General features: G+C 59.7%; 14 protein-coding genes. 8 read left to right on the plus strand and 6 right to left on the minus strand.

Annotated features, from left to right (window positions below):
- Nucleotides 1-3 precede the first annotated feature (3 nt).
- From MUY21_RS06285 to MUY21_RS06295, 3 genes are all read right to left on the minus strand, one after another.
- Nucleotides 4-552: an NnrU family protein gene (locus MUY21_RS06285; RefSeq protein WP_248409480.1), complete on the minus strand. Its 549-nt coding sequence runs from the start codon at nucleotides 550-552 to the stop codon at nucleotides 4-6.
- A gap of 14 nt (nucleotides 553-566) precedes the next feature.
- Nucleotides 567-1,415 (minus strand): CoA ester lyase, encoded by an 849-nt coding sequence (locus MUY21_RS06290; RefSeq protein ID WP_248409481.1) that lies wholly within the window; start codon nucleotides 1,413-1,415, stop codon nucleotides 567-569.
- A 111-nt stretch (nucleotides 1,416-1,526) separates the two neighbouring features.
- Nucleotides 1,527-2,285 (minus strand): sulfite exporter TauE/SafE family protein, encoded by a 759-nt coding sequence (locus MUY21_RS06295; RefSeq protein WP_248409482.1) that lies wholly within the window; start codon nucleotides 2,283-2,285, stop codon nucleotides 1,527-1,529.
- Between the two features lie 158 nt (nucleotides 2,286-2,443).
- Here MUY21_RS06295 and mdh point away from each other — a divergent pair, with 158 nt between their 5' ends.
- The 7 genes from mdh (at nucleotide 2,444) to lpdA (ending at nucleotide 12,252) form a co-directional block, all read left to right on the plus strand.
- Complete coding sequence (gene mdh / locus MUY21_RS06300) at nucleotides 2,444-3,406, plus strand: malate dehydrogenase (RefSeq protein ID WP_248409483.1); 963 nt, start codon at nucleotides 2,444-2,446, stop codon at nucleotides 3,404-3,406.
- A gap of 256 nt (nucleotides 3,407-3,662) precedes the next feature.
- Complete coding sequence (gene sucC, locus MUY21_RS06305; RefSeq protein WP_248409484.1) at nucleotides 3,663-4,856, plus strand: ADP-forming succinate--CoA ligase subunit beta; 1,194 nt, start codon at nucleotides 3,663-3,665, stop codon at nucleotides 4,854-4,856.
- A 4-nt stretch (nucleotides 4,857-4,860) separates the two neighbouring features.
- Nucleotides 4,861-5,745, plus strand: coding sequence for a succinate--CoA ligase subunit alpha (sucD, locus tag MUY21_RS06310; protein WP_248409485.1), 885 nt, complete (start codon nucleotides 4,861-4,863; stop codon nucleotides 5,743-5,745).
- Between the two features lie 61 nt (nucleotides 5,746-5,806).
- Nucleotides 5,807-8,785 carry a 2-oxoglutarate dehydrogenase E1 component gene (locus MUY21_RS06315; protein WP_248409486.1) on the plus strand — a complete coding sequence of 993 codons (2,979 nt, stop codon included), beginning with the start codon at nucleotides 5,807-5,809 and terminating at the stop codon, nucleotides 8,783-8,785.
- A 3-nt stretch (nucleotides 8,786-8,788) separates the two neighbouring features.
- The gene (gene odhB, locus MUY21_RS06320; RefSeq protein ID WP_248409487.1) at nucleotides 8,789-10,279 is read left to right on the plus strand and encodes a 2-oxoglutarate dehydrogenase complex dihydrolipoyllysine-residue succinyltransferase; all 1,491 of its coding nucleotides are present in this window, start codon (nucleotides 8,789-8,791) and stop codon (nucleotides 10,277-10,279) included.
- 110 nt (nucleotides 10,280-10,389) lie between these two features.
- A complete protein-coding gene (locus tag MUY21_RS06325) occupies nucleotides 10,390-10,779 on the plus strand; it encodes an MAPEG family protein (RefSeq protein WP_248409488.1) in 390 nt (129 codons plus the stop codon).
- Nucleotides 10,780-10,866: 87 nt separating this feature from the next.
- Nucleotides 10,867-12,252 carry a dihydrolipoyl dehydrogenase gene (lpdA, locus tag MUY21_RS06330; protein WP_248409489.1) on the plus strand — a complete coding sequence of 462 codons (1,386 nt, stop codon included), beginning with the start codon at nucleotides 10,867-10,869 and terminating at the stop codon, nucleotides 12,250-12,252.
- 77 nt (nucleotides 12,253-12,329) lie between these two features.
- On the opposite strand, the gene MUY21_RS06335 is transcribed toward lpdA, so the two are convergent.
- Together MUY21_RS06335 and MUY21_RS06340 are read right to left on the minus strand one after the other, a co-directional pair.
- On the minus strand, nucleotides 12,330-13,874 hold the full coding sequence (locus tag MUY21_RS06335) for an alanine/glycine:cation symporter family protein (RefSeq protein ID WP_248409490.1): 1,545 nt from the start codon (nucleotides 13,872-13,874) through the stop codon (nucleotides 12,330-12,332).
- 24 nt (nucleotides 13,875-13,898) lie between these two features.
- Nucleotides 13,899-14,333: a universal stress protein gene (locus MUY21_RS06340; protein ID WP_191286235.1), complete on the minus strand. Its 435-nt coding sequence runs from the start codon at nucleotides 14,331-14,333 to the stop codon at nucleotides 13,899-13,901.
- A gap of 146 nt (nucleotides 14,334-14,479) precedes the next feature.
- On the opposite strand from MUY21_RS06340, the gene MUY21_RS06345 reads away from it, so the two are divergent.
- Nucleotides 14,480-14,935, plus strand: a complete 456-nt coding sequence (locus MUY21_RS06345) for an Lrp/AsnC family transcriptional regulator (RefSeq protein ID WP_191286236.1) — start codon at nucleotides 14,480-14,482, stop codon at nucleotides 14,933-14,935.
- 7 nt (nucleotides 14,936-14,942) lie between these two features.
- On the opposite strand, the gene MUY21_RS06350 is transcribed toward MUY21_RS06345, so the two are convergent.
- Nucleotides 14,943-15,596: a GntR family transcriptional regulator gene (locus tag MUY21_RS06350; RefSeq protein ID WP_248409491.1), complete on the minus strand. Its 654-nt coding sequence runs from the start codon at nucleotides 15,594-15,596 to the stop codon at nucleotides 14,943-14,945.
- Nucleotides 15,597-15,631: the final 35 nt, after the last annotated feature.

Below are 15,631 nucleotides of genomic sequence, written 5' to 3' on the forward strand. Positions count from 1 at the left end.
GGCTCACATACCGAAAGGCGACGGGCCAACAAGCCCGTGAATATAGCCGATGATCAGCGTCAAAACCACGGACGCGCCAAGGAACATTCCATCCTTCGCGATGGTGCCCTTGGAGTTGGGTGTCCATTCCGGCTCGGCCCGGTTGATCACGATGATCTCGGCCACCGCCCAAATCGTCAGCGCGCCGAACAGGATGATCGAGGCTGGGTCTGGGTTCACAACGATATGCGCGACGGCCCAGATGATGAATCCGGTCAGCATTGGATGGCGCATCTTGTAAAACAGCGCGCCTTTCGACGGGCCGGGGCTCATGAAATAGATCGCGATCAAGATTGCCAGGTTGTTGATATGTTTCAGGAAAGAGGGGTAGGCAAACAGGTCATAGCTTTCGACGCTGCGATACCCGATCACCATCAGGATAATGCCGACCACAAGGATCAGGGCCGAAACGCCCTTGGCTTTGTCCCCCATCGCTGCGTGGCGGGCGGGCAGGGCGCGTTTCCAGAAATGCCCGGCATACCAAAGGGCGATGCCGATGATCATGATGGTCATGTGTGTTCTCCGCGTTAGCCGGCCATTTTGGCAATAGCGTGTGCCTTGGCCAGAAGTCCCTTTGCCGTCACAACATGCAGGTTTTCGACGATTTTACCATCCACAACTGCGACGCCCTGGCCCGAGGCTTCGGCTTCTTCGAAGGCGGCGATCTGGCGGCGGGCCAAGTCGATTTCGGTGTCGGAGGGCGCAAAGGCGGTGTTTGCGATCTCTAACTGAGCGGGGTGGATCAGGGTTTTACCGTCCATCCCCATGTCGCGGCCCTGATCGCATTCCGCCTTCAGCCCCTCGTCGTCCTTGAAAGCATTATAGACGCCATCCACGATCACCACGCCATGCGCCTTGGCCGCCAATAGGCACAGATGCAGCCCGCCCATCATCGGCAAACGATCAGCGCGGAACCGGGTGTTGAGTTCCTTGGCTAAGTCGTTCGTGCCCATCACGAACCCCTTCAGGCGCGGGTGGGCGGCGATCTGGGCGGCGTTCAGCATGCCCAGCGGCGTTTCCATCATCGCCCAGAGGTCCACATCGGGGATCAGACTGGCCAATTCGTCCAGTTGCGCCGGGCTGTCCACTTTCGGCATCAGGACCGCGTCGATATCGGCCCCGACAAACGCCGCCACATCGTCTTTGCCCCATGCCGTGTCAAACCCGTTGATCCGCACGATCTTCGCGCGATTGCCGTATCCGCCTTTGTCCAGCTCGGCTTTCAGAGTCGCGCGGGCCTCGATTTTGGCGTCCGGCGCGACGGCGTCTTCCAGGTCAAATATGATCGCGTCAGCGGGCAGGGTACGCGCTTTCTCCAGCGCGCGCTCTTTCGAGCCGGGGATATACAGGACGGAACGATAGGGACGAGTGGACATGATTCTGAGCCTCCGCAATATTGTTGCGCAAGGGACCACATCTGCGCACCATTCCGCAAGGGTGGATTTGCCGCATCGCAGAAATTTCTTGGAGCCGCGTACCTCGGACGGTTACGTCAGACCATCCCAGATCAGCTTCGTGCCAGTGATGATCAGGAACAGATAGGTTAAGGCAAAGAAGCCCCTCTCGGACAGACGATGGTGCATGTGAACACCGATCCAGACACCAAGTATGGCAAAGGGGATCAGGAACAGATTGGCCTTGGCTGTCTGCCAGGTAAATATCCCCAACGCGAAATAAGGCACGAATTTCATAAGGTTGATCGCCCAGAAACTGATCACGGTCGTGGCCTGAAACGTGGTTTTGTCCAACCGACGTGACAACAGGAACACCGCCGCAGGGGGGCCGCCCGCATGGCTGATGAAACTGGTAAACCCGGCGATCAACCCCCAAAACCCGCCAAGCCCGGTTGACATCGGGTGGGATGCGGGCGTGATAAGACCCCGCGCGCGGGCGGCCTGAAACGCGACGAAGCCGACCGCGATCAGGCCAATCAACAGGCGGAACACATCCGGGTCCGCGATGGAATACACGAGCGCGCCGATGGCCACACCCGGCACGGCGCCCAAGACCAACGCCTTGGCCGATGGCATGTCCCACTTGCGCCAATAGGGTTTCAGCGCAGTTACATCCATCAGCATCAACAGTGGCAACATCAGCCCGATCGCCGCACCCGGTTCCAGAATCAGAGCCAGCAACGGCGTCGCCGCGAAGGCCGCGCCAGAGCCGAAACCACCCTTGGAAATCCCCGCAAAGATCACTGCGGGGATCGCAAAGACAAAGAAGGTGAGGTCCAGTACCTCGGGCATGGCGCGTCCCTCAAGCCGCTGGAATACGAGTGTTTTAGCGCTATCGCGAATGACGCATTGGGGCAAGCGCAGCCTTATGCCGCAACGCGGCACCCTTGCGCGGACGCAGGATAAGGACTACCCATGCGCCCGAAAACAACTGATCGGAGATCAACCTCATGGCCAGACCAAAGATTGCGCTTATCGGCAGCGGCATGATCGGGGGCACTCTTGCCCACCTTGCCGCCCTGAAAGAAATGGGCGACGTCGTTCTTTTCGATATTGCCGACGGCATCCCGCAAGGCAAGGCGCTGGATATTGCCGAAAGCGGCCCCGTCGAAGGGTTCGATGCAGCACTGTCGGGCACCACATCCTACGAAGATATTGCTGGCGCTGATGTCTGCATCGTCACCGCCGGTGTGCCGCGCAAACCGGGCATGAGCCGCGATGATCTTCTGGGTATCAACCTCAAGGTTATGAAGTCGGTCGGCGAAGGCATCAAGGAACACGCCCCGAACGCGTTCGTGATCTGCATCACCAACCCGCTGGACGCGATGGTTTGGGCGCTGCGCGAATTCTCGGGCCTGCCGCACAACAAGGTGGTCGGCATGGCCGGCGTGCTGGATTCGGCACGTTTCCGTCACTTCCTGTCGGTCGAATTCGATGTGTCCATGCGCGACGTGACCGCGTTTGTTCTGGGTGGCCATGGTGACACGATGGTGCCGCTGACCCGCTATTCGACCGTTGGTGGCATCCCGCTGCCGGATCTGGTGGACATGGGCTGGACCAGCCAGGAAAAACTGGACGCCATCGTTCAGCGCACTCGTGATGGCGGCGCCGAGATCGTGGGCCTTCTGAAAACCGGGTCGGCCTATTATGCCCCCGCAGCTTCGGCAATTGAAATGGCTCAAGCCTATCTGCACGACCAGAAACGCCTGCTGCCCTGCGCGGCCTATGTGGATGGCGCATATGGGCTGGACGGCTTCTATGTCGGCGTGCCAACCATTATCGGTGCCAACGGAATCGAAAAGGTCATCGACATCAAACTGGACAAAGACGAACAAGCCATGTTCGACAAATCCGTTGATGCCGTCAAAGGCCTTGTGGAAGCCTGCAAGGGGATCGACAGCTCGCTGGCTTGATCTGACCTGTGAAACCAAGTCGGGGCGTTCCGTTCAGGGACGCCCTTTTTTTGTTTTCCCGACACGCCTTTAGAATCAGTTGTTTCGGCGGTTGTAAGCAGGTGAAGTGTTTTGTGATCACAGCATTTTGGCGTGTGATCACAAAAAAGCAGGTTTAGCGCAAAAAACCCCTGTTTCCGCAGAAAGTGTTTTTGAACGACCAGTCAATTGTGCATGGTGTCCGCGACCAAATGGACCAACTGGATAGGATGATTTCATGAACATTCATGAATACCAGGCGAAAGCCCTTCTGAAATCCTACGGTGCCCCTGTTTCTGACGGGCGCGCTGTTCTGAGAGCAGAGGAAGCCAAGACCGCCGCAGGTGAACTCGACGGCCCCCTTTGGGTGGTGAAAGCGCAAATCCACGCAGGTGGCCGTGGCAAGGGTTCCTTCAAGGAAGCTGGCGCTGGCGAAAAAGGCGGTGTGCGCCTGACCAAATCGGTGGAAGAAGCCGCCGAGGAAGCCAAGAAAATGCTGGGCCGCACGCTGGTTACGCACCAGACCGGACCGGCCGGCAAGCAAGTCAACCGCATCTATATCGAGGCCGGGTCCGGCATTGAGCGTGAGCTTTACCTCGCTCTGCTGGTTGACCGCCAAACCTCGCGTATTTCGTTCGTCTGCTCGACCGAAGGCGGCATGGACATCGAGGAAGTGGCAGCCGCCACCCCCGAAAAGATCCTGTCCTTCTCGGTTGACCCCGCAACGGGTTACCAGGGCTTCCACGGTCGCCGCATCGCGTTTGCGCTGGGCCTTGAAGGCGCGCAGGTCAAGCAATGCGTGAAACTGATGGGTCAGCTTTATCAAGCCTTCGTCGAGAAGGACATGGAGATGCTGGAGATCAACCCGCTGATCGTGGCCGAAGGTGGCGATCTGAAGGTGCTCGACGCAAAGGTCGGCTTTGATGGCAACGCGGTTTACCGCCACCCGGACATCGCCGAGCTGCGCGACGTGACCGAAGAAGACCCGAAAGAGCTGGAAGCGTCGAAATACGACCTGAACTACATCGCGCTGGACGGAGAAATCGGCTGCATGGTGAACGGGGCCGGTCTGGCCATGGCCACCATGGACATCATCAAGCTTTACGGGGCCGAGCCTGCCAACTTCCTTGACGTTGGTGGCGGTGCGACCAAAGAGAAAGTCACTGAAGCTTTCAAGATCATCACCTCGGATCCCAACGTGAAGGGCATCCTCGTGAACATCTTTGGCGGCATCATGCGCTGTGACGTCATCGCCGAAGGTGTTGTCGCGGCGGTGAAAGAAGTCGGCCTGCAAGTTCCACTGGTCGTGCGTCTGGAAGGCACCAACGTGGAAGCCGGTAAAGACATCATCAACAACTCCGACGTTGATGTGATCGCTGCCGACAACCTGTCGGATGGCGCAGAGAAAATCGTGAAAGCGGTGAAGGGGTAAGACAATGGCAGTCCTCATCGACGAAAATACCAAGGTAATCTGTCAGGGCTTCACTGGCTCGCAGGGGACCTTTCACTCGGAACAGGCCATTGCGTATGGCACCAAAATGGTCGGCGGTGTGACGCCGGGCAAAGGTGGGCAGACGCATCTGGACCTTCCGGTCTTCAACTCGGTGCACGAGGCGAAAGCCAAGACGGAAGCCAACGCGAGCGTCATTTACGTGCCGCCGCCCTTCGCAGCAGACTCGATCCTTGAAGCGATTGACGCCGAGATGGAACTGATTGTCTGCATCACCGAAGGCATCCCGGTTCTGGACATGATGAAGGTGCAGCGCGCCATCGAAGGGTCCAAGTCGCGCCTGATCGGCCCGAACTGCCCCGGCGTGATCACGCCCGATGCGTGCAAAATCGGCATCATGCCCGGCCACATCCACAAGCGTGGCTCGGTCGGCGTTGTGTCGCGTTCCGGCACCCTGACCTATGAGGCTGTGAAGCAGACTTCGGACATTGGCCTCGGCCAGTCGACGGCGGTTGGCATCGGTGGCGACCCCATCAAGGGCACCGAGCATATCGACGTGCTGGATATGTTCCTGGACGACGACGAGACCGAAAGCATCATCATGATCGGTGAAATCGGTGGTTCGGCCGAAGAAGAAGCCGCCGAATTCCTGGCGGACCAGAAGAAAAAAGGCCGCTGGAAGCCGGTCGCAGGCTTCATCGCGGGCCGCACGGCGCCTCCGGGTCGTCGCATGGGCCACGCGGGTGCCATCGTTGCCGGTGGCAAGGGTGGAGCCGAGGACAAGATCGAAGCCATGCGTTCGGCTGGCATCGTCGTTGCCGACAGCCCCGCCACGCTGGGCGAGGCCGTGCTGGAAGCGATCGGCAAGTAAATATCAAGGCGCGCGCCCCTGGACGCAGGGGCGCGTGTTCTCTCATTTTTCAGGTGAACCCATGACGGATCAAAGCCCCAACGACCTTTTCCATGCGTCAAGCTTCATGCAAGGTCACAACGCTGAGTATCTTGAACAGCTCTACGCCCAATATGCGAAGGACCCGAACGCGGTGGACGCCGCGTGGCAGGCGTTTTTTGCCGAGCTTGGGGATGATGGCGGCGACGTGACCGCCGAAGCGGCCGGGCCGTCCTGGGCGCGCACCGACTGGCCGCCAATGCCAACGGGCGACCGGGTTCACGGGTTGGACGGCCAATGGCCCGAAGAACCGGTGGCCGAAGCGAAATCGGCAGGTAAGAAGATCGAAGCGAAGGCGGCTGAAAAGGGCGTTCAACTGTCTGATGATCAGGTCAGGCGCGCCGTGCTGGACAGTATCCGGGCCCTGATGATCATCCGCGCCTACCGGATTCGGGGCCATCTGGTCGCGGATCTTGACCCGCTGGGCATGCGCGAGACGACACCACACCCCGAGCTTGATCCCGCGTCCTATGGGTTCACCGAGGCGGATATGGACCGCCCGATTTTCATCGACAACGTGCTGGGGCTGGAAGTCGCCTCGATGCGGCAGATCCTGGCGATTGTGAAAAGCACCTATTGCGGCACATTTGCGCTGCAGTACATGCATATTTCCGATCCCGCCCAATCGGCTTGGCTGAAAGAGCGGATCGAGGGCTTTGACCGCGAGATCAAGTTCACCCGCGAAGGCCGTAAAGCCATCCTGAACAAGCTGGTCGAGGCCGAGGGCTTCGAGAAATTCCTGCATGTGAAATATATGGGCACCAAGCGGTTCGGTCTGGACGGAGGCGAGGCCCTGATCCCCGCGATGGAGCAGATCATCAAGCGCGGCGGTGCGCTGGGCCTGAAAGACATCGTGATTGGGATGCCGCACCGTGGTCGTCTGTCGGTTCTGGCCAATGTGCTGCAAAAACCCTACCGCGCGATTTTCAACGAGTTTCAGGGCGGCAGCTTCAAGCCGGAAGAGGTCGATGGCTCTGGCGATGTGAAGTACCATCTTGGTGCCAGCTCGGACCGCGAATTTGACGGCAACATTGTCCACCTCAGCTTGACCGCGAACCCCTCCCACCTTGAGGCCGTGAACCCAGTCGTGTTGGGTAAGGTGCGCGCCAAGCAAGAACAGATGAACGACAAAGACCGCGATCAGGTGTTGCCGATCTTGTTGCATGGTGATGCGGCGTTTGCCGGTCAGGGTGTTGTGGCCGAAGGCTTTGGCCTGTCTGGTCTGGTCGGTCACAAGACCGGGGGCACAATGCATATCATTGTGAACAACCAGATCGGCTTTACCACAGCGCCGCATTTCAGCCGTTCGTCGCCCTATCCAACGGATATCGCGCTGATGGTGGAAGCGCCGATTTTCCACGTGAATGGTGACGATCCCGAAGCCGTGGTTCACGCCGCCCGCGTCGCGACCGAGTTCCGCCAGAAGTTCCACAAGGACGTGGTTCTGGACATTTTCTGCTATCGCCGTTTCGGTCACAACGAAGGCGACGAGCCGATGTTCACCAACCCGCTGATGTACAAGCGGATCAAGAAGCACCAGACAACGCTTCAGATCTATACCGATCGGTTGGTCAAGGATGGTTTGATCCCGGCGGGCGAGATCGAGGATATGAAAGCTGCCTTCCAGGCCAAGATGAACGAAGAGTTCGAGGCCGGGAAGGAATACAAGCCCAACAAGGCCGACTGGCTGGATGGGCGCTGGTCGCATCTGGAACGCGAAAGCGATGAATATCAGCGCGGCAAGACCGATATTTCTTCGGACACGCTGGCCGAGGTCGGCAAGGCGCTGACCACGGTTCCCGAGGGCTTCCCGCTGCACAAGACCGTGGGCCGCCTGCTGGATGCCAAGAAAGAGATGTTCGAAACCGGCACCGGCTTTGACTGGGCCACCGGCGAGGCGCTGGCGTTCGGGTCGCTTCTGACCGAAGGGTTCCCGGTGCGGCTGTCGGGGCAGGATGCCACGCGCGGCACGTTCAGCCAGCGCCATTCCGGTCTGATCAACCAGGACACGGAAGAACGCTATTATCCCCTGAACCACATCCGCGAGGGTCAATCGCGGTATGAGGTGATCGACTCGATGTTGTCGGAATACGCGGTGCTGGGCTTCGAATACGGCTATTCGCTGGCCGAACCCAACGCGTTGGTGATGTGGGAGGCGCAGTTCGGCGATTTCGCCAACGGTGCGCAGATCATGTTCGACCAGTTCATCTCGTCCGGCGAGTCAAAATGGCTTCGGATGTCCGGCCTGACCGTCCTTTTGCCGCATGGCTATGAAGGGCAGGGGCCGGAACACAGTTCGGCCCGTCTGGAACGCTTCCTGCAAATGTGCGGCGGTGACAACTGGATCGTGGCCAACTGCACCACGCCTGCCAACTATTTCCACATTCTGCGCCGCCAGTTGCATCGCGGCTATCGCAAACCGTTGATCCTGATGACGCCGAAATCGCTTCTGCGTCACAAGCTGGCGGTGTCGGATGCCAAGGACTTCACCGAAGGCTCCAGCTTCCACCGCGTATTGTGGGACGACGGTGATCGTGACAATGGCACCGGCCGGTCCGAGGCCAAACTGGTCACGGACAAGAAGATCAAGCGCGTCGTGATGTGTTCGGGCAAAGTCTACTACGACCTCTTGGAAGAACGCGACCGCCGCGGCATCACCGACATCTATCTGCTGAGGCTTGAGCAGTTCTATCCCTTCCCCGCCATGTCGGTGGTCAAGGAACTGGAACGCTTCAAACAGGCCGAGATCGTCTGGTGTCAGGAAGAACCCAAGAACCAGGGCGCCTGGTTCTTCGTCGAACCGAATATCGAATGGGTGCTGACCCGGATCGGGGCCAAGCATACGCGGCCCGTCTATGCCGGGCGTCCGGCATCGGCGTCACCCGCCACCGGTCTGGCATCACAGCACAAAGCACAACAAGAGGCGCTCGTCGACGCGGCGCTGAACATGGAAGGAAATTAAGCCATGAGCATTGAAGTAAGGGTCCCGACATTGGGCGAAAGCGTCACCGAAGCGACCGTCGCAACCTGGTTCAAGAAACCCGGTGATGCGGTGGCCGTGGACGAAATGCTCTGCGAGCTTGAAACCGACAAAGTGACGGTCGAGGTCCCGTCCCCCGCCGCCGGTGTGATGGGCGAGATCGTCGCGGCCGAAGGGGAAACGGTGGGTGTCGACGCACTTCTGGCCACGATCAGCGAAGGTGAAGGGGCCGCCCCTGCGCCTGCTCAGGACGCCAAAGCCGACAGCAAACCCGCAAGCTCTGACGCGCAAGCCGTCGATGTGATGGTGCCAAGCCTGGGCGAGAGCGTGACCGAGGCGACCGTGTCCAGCTGGTTCAAACAGGTCGGCGATACTGTCGCGCAGGATGAAATGCTGTGTGAGCTGGAAACCGATAAAGTGTCGGTAGAAGTGCCGGCCCCGGCAGGAGGTGTCCTGACCGAGATACTCGCCCCTGAAGGCACGACCGTCGATGCGTCGGCCAAGCTGGCGGTGATCAGCGGCAGCGCGGATGGCACCGTTGAACCCGCGCCCAAACCCGCCGCGGCACAGGCCTCCGCCACGACCGGCAAGGATGTCGAAGACGCCCCCTCCGCCAAGAAAGCCATGGCCGAGGCTGGTTTGAAACCGGGCGACGTGCAGGGCACGGGCCGCGATGGTCGCGTGATGAAGCATGACGTGGCCGCCGCCGTTGCCGCGCCGAAAGCCGCTCCGGCCCCGGCTGCCGCGCCTGCCGCGCCACGCCCCGCCGGGGATGCCGCGCGCGAGGAACGCGTTAAGATGACGCGTCTGCGTCAGACCATCGCGCGCCGCCTGAAAGACAGCCAGAACACCGCCGCCATGCTGACCACCTATAACGAGGTGGACATGACCGAGGTGATGGCCCTGCGCAACGAATACAAAGCCGAGTTTGAAAAGAAACACGGCGTGCGTCTGGGCTTCATGTCCTTCTTCACCAAGGCCTGCTGCCACGCGCTGAAAGAAGTGCCCGAAGTGAATGCGGAAATCGACGGCACCGACATCGTTTACAAGAACTACGTGAACATGGGTGTCGCCGCTGGCACGCCCACGGGTCTTGTGGTTCCGGTGATCAACGATGCTGATGCGATGTCCTTTGCCGCGATCGAAAAAGCGATTGCCGAAAAGGGCCGCAAGGCCCGCGACGGCAAGCTGTCGATGGAAGAAATGCAGGGCGGCACCTTCACCATCTCGAACGGTGGTGTCTATGGCTCGCTCATGTCCTCGCCGATCCTGAATCCGCCGCAATCGGGCATCCTTGGCATGCACAAAATCCAGGATCGCCCGATGGCGATCAACGGCGAGGTCGTGATCCGCCCGATGATGTATCTGGCCCTGTCCTATGACCACCGGATCGTGGACGGCAAAGGCGCCGTGACCTTCCTTGTGCGCGTGAAAGAGGCGCTGGAAGATCCGCGTCGGTTGTTGATGGATTTGTGATCAAACCGGGTAACATAGGGCGGCGTCCGACCGCGGGTGGGCGAGAAGCGCCCGCCCATGGGGGCGGTCGGGCGCTGCCCGGCGATGCCGGGCGGTAGGAAGAAGCGAAGATGACCCCCGAACTCACCATCCTCGCCCTCGCGGCTCTGTTTCAAGTGGTCCAGTTCTGCATCTACTCCGTGCTGGCACAGATGCAAGTGGGGTCAAAATACGCGGCCTCTCCCCGTGACCGACCGCGTGAGTTGACGGGCAAGGCGGGTCGTGCGCAGCGGGCGTTGAACAACCATTTCGAAGGGTTGATCTTGTTCACCGCCGCTGTGGTCGTGGTCACCGTATCGGGGCAATCCACCGCGACGACCCAAACATGCGCCTATGTCTATCTGGCCGCGCGGCTTTTGTATCTTCCCGCTTACCTGTTTGGCTGGTCGCCTTGGCGGTCGCTGATCTGGTTCGTGGGCTTCGTCGCGACGACCGTGATGTTGATCTCGGCGCTCATATGAATATCACTAGGCAAGACTACTCCGGGGTAAGCGGGCCGATGGCTGATCATCGCCACGCCCAGACCTCAAAGGAAAGGAACACGACACATGGCAGACTATGACGTAATCATCATCGGCGGCGGTCCGGGCGGCTATGTCTGCGCGATCCGTTGTGCGCAACTGGGTTTGAAAACCGCTTGTGTCGAAGGGCGGGAGACGTTGGGCGGCACCTGCCTGAACGTCGGCTGTATTCCGTCCAAGGCGCTGCTGCACGCAAGCCACAGCCTGCACGAGGCTGAGCACAACTTCGCGAAAATGGGCCTGAAGGGCAAAAGCCCCTCGGTCGATTGGAAGGCTATGTTGGCCTATAAGGACGATGTGATCGGCCAGAACACCAAGGGCATCGAGTTTCTGTTCAAGAAGAACAAAGTCGACTGGATCAAAGGCTGGGCGTCAATCCCCGTCGCCGGTCAGGTGAAGGTGGGCGACGACGTCCACAACGCCAAAAACATTGTGATTGCCTCTGGGTCCGAGCCATCCAGCCTGCCGGGTGTGGAGGTGGACGAAAAGGTCGTCGTGACCTCGACCGGGGCGCTTGAGCTGTCGAAAGTTCCCAAGAAAATGGTCGTGATCGGGGCTGGTGTGATCGGGCTTGAGATGGGGTCCGTCTATGCGCGATTGGGGTCGGAAGTCACGGTGGTCGAATACCTTGATATGATCACACCGGGGATGGACAAGGACCTTGCCAAGACTTTCCAGCGTTCATTGAAGAAACAGGGACTTAAATTTGTCATGGGCGCGGCGGTTCAGAAGGTGGATGCCACCAAGACCAAGGCCAAAGTGCATTACAAACTGCGCAAGAATGACGCGGAAGAGATGCTGGATGCAGACGTCGTTCTGGTCGCCACAGGGCGTCGTCCGTTTGTGGATGGCCTTGGTCTGGACGCGCTGGGTGTGAATATGACCGAGCGCGGGCAGATCGCCACCGACCATTGGAAAACCTCGGTCGATGGCATCTGGGCCATTGGCGACGTGATCGAAGGCCCGATGCTGGCGCACAAGGCCGAAGACGAAGGCATGGCGGTCGCCGAAGCCATCGCCGGTCAGGCGGGCCATGTGAATTACGACGTCATTCCGGGTGTCGTCTATACCGCGCCTGAAGTTGCGTCTGTCGGCAAGACCGAAGAGCAGCTGAAGGACGAAGGCCGCGCCTATAAGGTCGGCAAATTCAGCTTCATGGGCAATGGCCGCGCGAAGGCAGTGTTCCAGGGCGAGGGCTTCGTGAAAATTCTGGCCGACAAAGACACTGATCGCGTGTTGGGCGTTCACATCATGGGCCCCGCAGCGGGCGAGTTGATCCACGAGGCCTGCGTGTTGATGGAGTTCGGCGGGTCAGCCGAGGATCTGGCCCGTACCTGCCACGCCCACCCGACCTTCTCGGAAGCGGTACGCGAGGCGGCGCTGGCCTGCGGGGATGGTGCGATTCACGCCTAAAGCCATCCCAACCCCAAAGAGAAAGCCACCGGACCGCTCCGGTGGCTTTCGTGTTTTTGGCTCTTTCGAGTGTCAGATTAGTGGAACTTGCGAATTTCCCCTGACTTGAGGCGTGACAGATAGCTGTTCAGCTCTGTCTTCACGATGGGCATCAGGCAATACAGCGCCACGATGTTCACGACCGCCATGGCGAAGATCGCCGCGTCCGAGAAGTCGATGACGGGTCCAAGGTTGGCCGAGGCACCGATCACCACGAAGATGCAGAAGATCACTTTGAAGACGATCTCTTTCGTGTGACCTTCGCCGAACAGGAAGGTCCAGGCCTTCAGGCCATAGTAGGACCAGCTGATCATGGTCGAGAAGGCGAACAGGATCACCGCGATCGCCAGCACGTATTTGAACCAACCGAAGGTCGACGAGAACGCCGCCGAAGTCAGCGCCACGCCCGAATTGCCGTCGATGGTCTGAATTGTCGTTCCGCCTTCATTCAGCAGGTACATACCGGTTTCAGGGTCGCTGACCAACTGGCCGGTGATGATGATCACAAGCGCAGTCATGGTGCAGATGACGACGGTATCGATGAACGGCTCCAGCAGGGACACAAAACCCTCGGTGATCGGTTCTTTGGTGCGCACGGCCGAGTGGGCAATGGCGGCCGAACCAACGCCAGCCTCGTTCGAAAACGCGGCCCGCTTGAAGCCCTGGATCAGCGCGCCGACCATGCCGCCGGCAACACCAAGACCGGTGAAGGCGCCTGCAAAGATCTGTCCGAAGGCCCAGCCGATCATGTCGGCATTCATCAGAAGGATGACCACGGCGGTCAGCACATAGAGCACACCCATGAACGGCACGACTTTCTCGGTCACGCTGGCGATGGATTTCAAGCCGCCGATGATGACCGCGAACACGATTGCGGCAAACACGATGCCGGTAATCCAGCCGGGGAAGTCACCGACCACATTGGCGATCTGTGCGTGAGCCTGATTGGCCTGGAACATGTTGCCGCCTCCCAACGCGCCGAGGATACAGAAGACCGAAAACAAGACCGCCATGAATTTGCCGGCGGGCAGACCGCGTTCGGCAAAGCCTTTGGTCATGTAATACATCGGGCCACCAGAAACGGTACCGTCTTCATATTCGTTCCGGTATTTCACGCCCAGCGTACATTCGGTGAACTTGGACGCCATGCCCATCAGACCCGCAAGGATCATCCAGAACGTAGCCCCCGGCCCACCGATGCCGACCGCGACCGCAACACCCGCGATGTTGCCAAGCCCCACGGTGCCCGACAGGGCGGTGGCGAGCGCCTGGAAGTGGCTGACCTCGCCCGCATCATCGGGGTCGGAATAATCCCCTTTCACCAGCGAGATCGAATGCGGGAAGGCCCGAAACTGGATCAGGCCGAAATAGACCGTGAAGATCGTGGCCGCGATCACCAGCCACGCCACGATCCAGGGGAAGGATGTGCCGGGGAAGGGGCTGAAGATGAAGTTGACGAACCAGCCGGTTGAGCTGGCAAAGGCGTCATTGATTTTCTGGTCCATGGATTGGGCCAATGCGGGCGCCGTCGCTGCCAGCATGACCGGTGCGGCCCATGCCGCTTTTTTGAAACTGTTTCTCATGACTATCCCTGTTCGCATTGTTTTTTAAGGAACGATGGTGACCGGCACCGGCGAAATCTGCGCCAGCGTGCCCGCGACCGAGCCGAAGATGCGCGATGACAGGCCTGAATGGCCGGTGCGCCCGACCACCACCTGCGTGGCGCCCTCGGCTTCGACGATGTCACACAGCGTGTCGGCAATGCCGCCATATTTCAGCGCGGTTGTCACCGTGACGCCGCTGTCAGCCAGCCCTTTGACGACCGGGGCCAGCACGGCGGTTTCGGCGCGCTCCAGCTCCTCGGCCCGCCGCTTGTGGCGTTCCTCGAGTTCGTTGGGTGTCAGGAACGAATAGGGCGACCATTCCAGCACATGGGCCACGACGATGGCCGCGCCCTGCGATTTGGCCAGCCCGACGGCGAAATCCAGCGTCGCTTTCGAACTGTCGCTGCCATCGTATCCGACGACGATCTTGTTGGACATTTTCTTCCTCCCTTGGGTGAACGTGTCACGTGTTAAGCAACTTCAGTCTAGCAGTGGTTTGCTTGAAAAGGTTCCTTATTTTCTTGCGTGAAAGGATAATTTACGTAAAAACTACGAACCAGATCAGAATTTTCGGAAAATATACGATGGATAAGCTGGACACTAGAATACTTTCCATTCTGCAAAAGGATGGCGCGATCTCGATGTCGAATCTGTCTGACCAGGTGGGGCTGTCCATTTCCGCCTGTCACCGGCGGGTCAAAATGCTTGAGGCAGACGGGCTGATCACCAACTATGCGGCGCGCCTGAACCGCAAGGCGATCGGCTTTGAAATCCAGGTGTTCATCGAAGCGAAACTGGTCAGTCAGCGGCGGGAAGATATTCAGGCCTTCGAAGCGGCGATACTGGACATGCCAGAGGTGCTGGAATGTCACCTGATTTCGGGTGATTTCGATTATCTGCTGCGGGTGGCGGCGCGCAATACCGAGGATTACGAGAAGCTGTATCGCGAGCGACTGTCCTCGATCCCATCCTTTGCGCAGATGAAAACGCTGCTCAGCCTGTCAACGGTGAAAGAGTTCCGGGGCTTCCATCTGGGTTAGTCGGGCGTCAGTCCGCCACCAGCATTTTCAGCCCCTGCGTGACGTCCGTACGCACGGCCAACCGCAGGGCAGGCTCATCCCCCGCGGCCAGAGCCGACAGGATCATCCGGTGATGTCGTTGCAGATCGGTGCGCTGACGCCGGGCATAAAGGGCGCGCATGGTGGGGCCAAGTTGCAGCCACACGGTTTCGGCCATCGCAAGGATTGCCGGGGCCTGCGCGCGCAGATAGAGCGTGCGGTGAAACTCCAGATTGGTGCGCAGATACCCGACCGCATCCTGTTTGGTCACGCATTCCGACACCCGAACATTGATCGCCCGCAGCCGGTCGATCAGCGCCATATGGGCGCGGGGCAGGGCGCGCGCAGCCAGTTCCGGTTCCAGCAAGGACCGCAACGCAGCCAGTTCCTCAATCCGCTCCGCCGTCAAGTCGGGGGCCGATACGCGACCCGAACTGGACAGGGTCAGCGCACCCTCGGCGGCCAATCGGCGCACGGCTTCGCGGGCCGGGGTCATCGAGACCTCGTATTCCTTGCCGATCCCCCGGATGGTCAGGCTTTGTCCCGGATCCAGTTCGCCATGCATGATACGCGCGCGCAGGCTGCGATACACGCGTTCATGGGCGCTGGAAGTGTCGGTTTGTGGACGGGTCTGGGCCTGCATGACGCGACTGTGATCACAAATGCACGCGGCGTCAA

Origin of the sequence: Aliiroseovarius sp. S2029 (genome assembly GCF_023195575.1) — a bacterium.
GTDB lineage: Bacteria > Pseudomonadota > Alphaproteobacteria > Rhodobacterales > Rhodobacteraceae > Aliiroseovarius > Aliiroseovarius zhejiangensis.